This is a genomic window from uncultured Planktosalinus sp., from assembly GCF_963973675.1.
Classification (GTDB): Bacteria; Bacteroidota; Bacteroidia; order Flavobacteriales; family Flavobacteriaceae; genus Planktosalinus.
Genome location: NZ_CAXBAN010000206.1, coordinates 1 through 4,695, shown reverse-complemented (window position 1 = coordinate 4,695; position 4,695 = coordinate 1). Strand labels below are relative to the sequence as shown.

Here is a 4,695-nt window from a genome sequence, read left to right as displayed (position 1 = left end):
CAATGCGCTCCAGGGCATATTCAATCAACCTTTCCACAAGTTTTTTAGGGTCTCTACTGAATTCACCGGTAACTCTGTTAGCTATCAAAGCATTTAATGATATTGCTTGATGCCCCAGCAGCTTTGAAAGACCGTAAATACCTGCTGTTTCCATTTCCATATTGGTAATGTTCAAACCACGGTATTGAAACGAGGCCAGTTTCTGATTAATTTCAGTATCCTGAAGGGGAATTCTCAATACACGCCCCTGTGGACCATAAAAACCTATATTGGTAGCTGTAATACCCGATTTGGTTTGAGTTGATTTGAAAATAGAAGCCAGTCTTTCTGACCCTTTAATTATATAAGGTTCCGATTTTTTGGAAAACCAGCCCGTATGTTTGATAAATGCTTGCGTAGCTTCAGTTTCTTCAACACCATCAGATTTGTAAAAATGCATCAAACTATCAAAACCTATGGACATTTCGCTCACTAAAAATGAATCCAACGGTACCTCCTGATTGATTGACCCCGAAGTTCCTATTCTAATAATATCAAGTGATTTCAATTGTTCATTCACAGTTCTGTTGTTCAAATCAATATTCACAACTGCGTCCAATTCATTTAACACAATGTCGATATTGTCAGTTCCTATGCCCGTTGAAATTACAGTAATTCGATTGCCTTTGTAAGAACCGGTTTGGGTTTTAAATTCCCTGTTTTGTACAGTGAGTTCAATGCTTTCAAAATGTTTGGTGATTTCTTCTACACGGTCACTATCACCCACTGTAATTACTGTATCAGCAACCTGACCCTGTAAAAGATGTAGATGGTAGACACTTCCATTGGGATTGAGTATTAATTCTGATTCTTTAATTTTCATTTTATTGGTTTTGAAGGTGTTAAATAAATGTAATAGTTGGCTTATCCACCAACACGCTTCACTTTAAACCCCTTATTCTTGAGTAATTGCATAATTTTGTCACGGTAATCACCCTGAATGATGATTTGTTCATTTTTAAAACTTCCGCCAACACTCAAACTGGTTTTAAGCTCTTTGGCTAAAAGTTTAAAGTCCTCATCAGCACCGGTATAGCCTTCAATGATAGTCGTTGGTTTTCCCTTTCGTTTTTCATATTTGCAAATGAGGGGGGCATCTTGTAACCAAAGTGATTTTTCTTGCGTTTTTTCCGTATCATCAACTTCTGTTGTTTGATGCTCAGGAAATAGTTTTTTTAATTGGTCTTTTAAATCCATAAATAGTTTAAAATGTGAGCACTTGAGTGCTTTCAATAATCAGGCGGGTTAACTCAGCCATGGTGCTGCGTGTTGCGCCTTCTACCATATAATCTAACTTAAGTCCACGAGCATCCATACAGCTGCCACACAGTTTAATATTTGCCCCTTTGTTTAATGAGAATTTCAGCATTCGTTCTATGTTGTAGAATCCATTAGGGGTTAGCTGGTTTGCTATGGCACAACTCACAGCATCTGCCATTAAAAAGATATTCACTTCAGTATCAGGATAATCTTTATTGGTTTGATTGGCAATCCTGAGTGCATTATAGGCCTTTTCAGTGCCATAAGGTGCGTCGTTAATAATAAGTAAGAGCTTCATTAATTATTTTTTTATTAACCCAATATCAACAAGACGTTCATATAAAAATTCACCGGCAGTGATGTCATCATAAGCCTTTGGGTGATCCTTATCAATACATTCAGGAAGACAGTTTAAGGGCATATCGCTACGCGGGTGCATAAAAAAAGGAATGGAATATCGGGGCTTGTCCCATTCTTCTTTTGGAGGGTTTACAACCCGGTGGATTGTTGACCGTAGTTTGTTGTTTGTGTGACGTTCCAGCATATCGCCTACATTGATTACAAGTTCATCTTCTTCGGGGATTGCATCCATCCAAACACCATCTTTGCGTAAAACTTGCAAACCACCCGTTGAGGCTCCCATTAATAAGGTAATTAAATTAATGTCACCGTGAGCACCTGCTCTAACAGCGCCTTTGGGCTCTTCTGTAATTGGCGGGTAGTGGATGGGTCTTAAAATACTGTTGCCGTTACTTGCCCAATGATCAAAATAATGTTCATCCAAACCTATATAAATAGCCAATGCTCTCAATACATATATTCCTGTTTTTTCAAGCATTCTGTATGCTTCCATTCCTGTTTTGTTGAAATCCGGCAACTCATTTACTTGAACATTATCAGGATATTCATCAATCAGGTTAGCATCCTCTTCAGGTTCCTGACCAAAATGCCAAAACTCTTTCAAATCTCCTTCCTTTTTGCCTTTTGCGTGTTCTTTACCAAAGGAAACATAACCACGTTGCCCTCCTAAACCTTCAATTTCATAGTTCTTTTTTGTCTCAAGTGGAAGTGCAAAAAATGCTTTTACCTCTTTGTAAAGATCACCTACCAATTGGTCGTTTAAAAAGTGGTTTTTCAAAGAGACAAACCCAATTTCTTCATAAGCACGACCTATTTCGTCAACAAACTTTTGTTTTCTGTCAGGATCTCCACTGATAAAGTCAGCTAAATCTACGCTTGGAATATTTTTCATTGATTTATTTTTTAGATATACCTACAAAGATACCAAAAAAGAACGTGTTTTAAAACCTGCTTTTTGGAAGTAATTTTTCTTTTAACGGAACATTAGGACAACATTTTTTTCTACTTTTACCAATTAATTCATCATTTTTATGAACACAGCAATTACAGAAAACTCGCCTTTAAAATATACTTCAGCAACCCTAAGTAAGTCTCAAAAAATTGATCTTTATAAGAAACTATTAAAACCCCGTCTCATTGAAGAAAAAATGCTCATTCTACTGCGTCAGGGAAAGATATCCAAGTGGTTTAGTGGCATCGGTCAGGAAGCGATTGCTGTAGGGGTGACAGCGTCTTTGAACGAAGAAGAATATATCCTGCCAATGCACCGTAACCTCGGTGTATTTACAGGTCGAAACATCCCCTTAAACAGATTGTTTTCTCAATGGCAAGGAAAAGCTTCAGGGTTTACAAAAGGAAGAGACCGCTCATTTCATTTTGGAACCCAGGAATATAAAATTGTGGGAATGATTTCACACCTGGGACCACAACTGGGAGTTGCTGACGGTATTGCCCTGGCCAACCTGCTCAAAAAAAACAACCACATCACAGCTGTCTTTTCAGGCGAAGGTGGCACCAGTGAAGGTGACTTTCACGAGGCACTCAATGTAGCATCTGTTTGGGACTTGCCGGTAATTTTTTGTATTGAAAACAATGGTTATGGACTGTCAACTCCTACACACGAACAATTCCGTTGTAAACATATGATTGACAAGGGAATTGGATATGGAATTGAAGCACACCAAATTGACGGTAATAATATTGAAGAAGTATTCCTTAAAGTCTCTGAAATCGCTAAAAGTGTCCGGGAAAACCCACGACCCGTCTTATTGGAATTTATCACTTTTAGAATGCGGGGTCACGAAGAAGCCAGCGGCACTAAATATGTACCTAAAGAATTGATGGAATCCTGGGAGTTGAAGGATCCGGTTTTAAATTATGAAAACCATTTGCTTGAAAAAGGTTTGTTGACCGAAGAAGAAATACATTCTTTTAAAACAGAAATTAAACTGGAAATTGATCAAAACCTGGACATTGCATTTGCAGAAGATACTATTATTTCTTCTGAAAGTGAAGAGTTAAGTGATGTGTATAAAGCATTTGTATATGAAGATATTAAGCCTGATTCTAAAAAAGAAAACATCCGTTTAATAGATGCTATTTCAAAAGGCTTGAAGCAGGCCATGGAGCATCACGAAAACCTGGTCATTATGGGTCAGGATATTGCAGAATACGGAGGGGTCTTTAAAATCACAGATGGGTTTGTAGAGGCCTTTGGAAAAGCACGTGTAAGAAACACTCCTATTTGTGAGTCTGCAATCGTATCTGCTGCTATGGGGTTATCAATCAACGGCTTTAAAGCAATAGTCGAAATGCAATTCGCAGATTTTGTTTCTTCTGGTTTTAACCCCATTGTAAACTATCTGGCAAAAAGCCATTACCGATGGGCAGAAAAAGCTGATGTAGTAGTACGCATGCCTTGTGGAGCAGGCGTTGGAGCCGGTCCTTTTCACAGCCAGACCAATGAAGCCTGGTTTACTCACACCCCGGGATTAAAGGTAGTGTATCCCGCATTTCCCTATGATGCTAAAGGATTGCTGGCAATCCCAATCCGGTCTTGTTTTTTGAGCATAAAGCACTCTACAGAAGTATTTATCAAGAAGTGCCAACAGATTATTATACTTTACCACTGGGAAAAGCTTCACTTCTTAAGGAGGGTGAAGACATAACAATCATCACTTATGGTGCAGGAGTGCATTGGGCACTCGAAACCTTAAAAAACAACCCTGATATATCGGCCGACTTAATTGACTTAAGAACATTACAACCCCTCGATACAGATGCCATCTATGCCTCTGTTCGTAAAACCGGGAAAGCAATCATACTTCAGGAAGATAGTCTTTTTGGTGGCATTGCATCAGATATATCAGCATTAATTATGGAGCAATGCTTTGAACAACTCGATGCACCGGTAAAACGTGTAGCCAGCCTTGAAACTCCAATCCCCTTTGCAGCTGACCTTGAAAAAAAATACCTGTCAAAAAACCGGTTCGAAAAAGAGTTGCTGGAGTTATTAAGCTATTAAAACTAAAAGTT

At 38.6% G+C, this 4,695-nt stretch carries 4 protein-coding genes and 1 pseudogene; 1 reads left to right on the top strand and 4 read right to left on the bottom strand.

Annotated features, from left to right (window positions below):
- The 4 genes from AACY61_RS08905 to AACY61_RS08890 all read right to left on the bottom strand — a co-directional run.
- A partial coding sequence (locus AACY61_RS08905; RefSeq protein WP_339611227.1) for a nucleoside phosphorylase occupies positions 1–862 on the bottom strand: 862 nt, incomplete at its 3' end.
- 41 nt (positions 863–903) lie between these two features.
- Positions 904–1,236, bottom strand: a complete 333-nt coding sequence (locus AACY61_RS08900) for a translation initiation factor (protein ID WP_339611226.1) — start codon at positions 1,234–1,236, stop codon at positions 904–906.
- 7 nt (positions 1,237–1,243) lie between these two features.
- Complete coding sequence (locus AACY61_RS08895) at positions 1,244–1,597, bottom strand: DsrE family protein (protein ID WP_339611224.1); 354 nt, start codon at positions 1,595–1,597, stop codon at positions 1,244–1,246.
- A gap of 3 nt (positions 1,598–1,600) precedes the next feature.
- On the bottom strand, positions 1,601–2,551 hold the full coding sequence (locus tag AACY61_RS08890; protein ID WP_339611223.1) for a 2-oxoglutarate and iron-dependent oxygenase domain-containing protein: 951 nt from the start codon (positions 2,549–2,551) through the stop codon (positions 1,601–1,603).
- A 139-nt stretch (positions 2,552–2,690) separates the two neighbouring features.
- On the opposite strand from AACY61_RS08890, the pseudogene AACY61_RS08885 reads away from it, so the two are divergent.
- Positions 2,691–4,684 (top strand): annotated as a pseudogene (locus AACY61_RS08885) (dehydrogenase E1 component subunit alpha/beta).
- The last annotated feature ends 11 nt before the right edge of the window (positions 4,685–4,695 follow it).

Excerpts from the sequence above, each read along its gene's own strand:
- AACY61_RS08895 (WP_339611224.1), bottom strand. The coding sequence starts at position 1,597 with ATGAAGCTCTTACTTATTATTAACGACGCACCTTATGGCACTGAAAAG.
- AACY61_RS08900 (WP_339611226.1), bottom strand. The coding sequence starts at position 1,236 with ATGGATTTAAAAGACCAATTAAAAAAACTATTTCCTGAGCATCAAACA.
- AACY61_RS08890 (WP_339611223.1), bottom strand. The coding sequence starts at position 2,551 with ATGAAAAATATTCCAAGCGTAGATTTAGCTGACTTTATCAGTGGAGAT.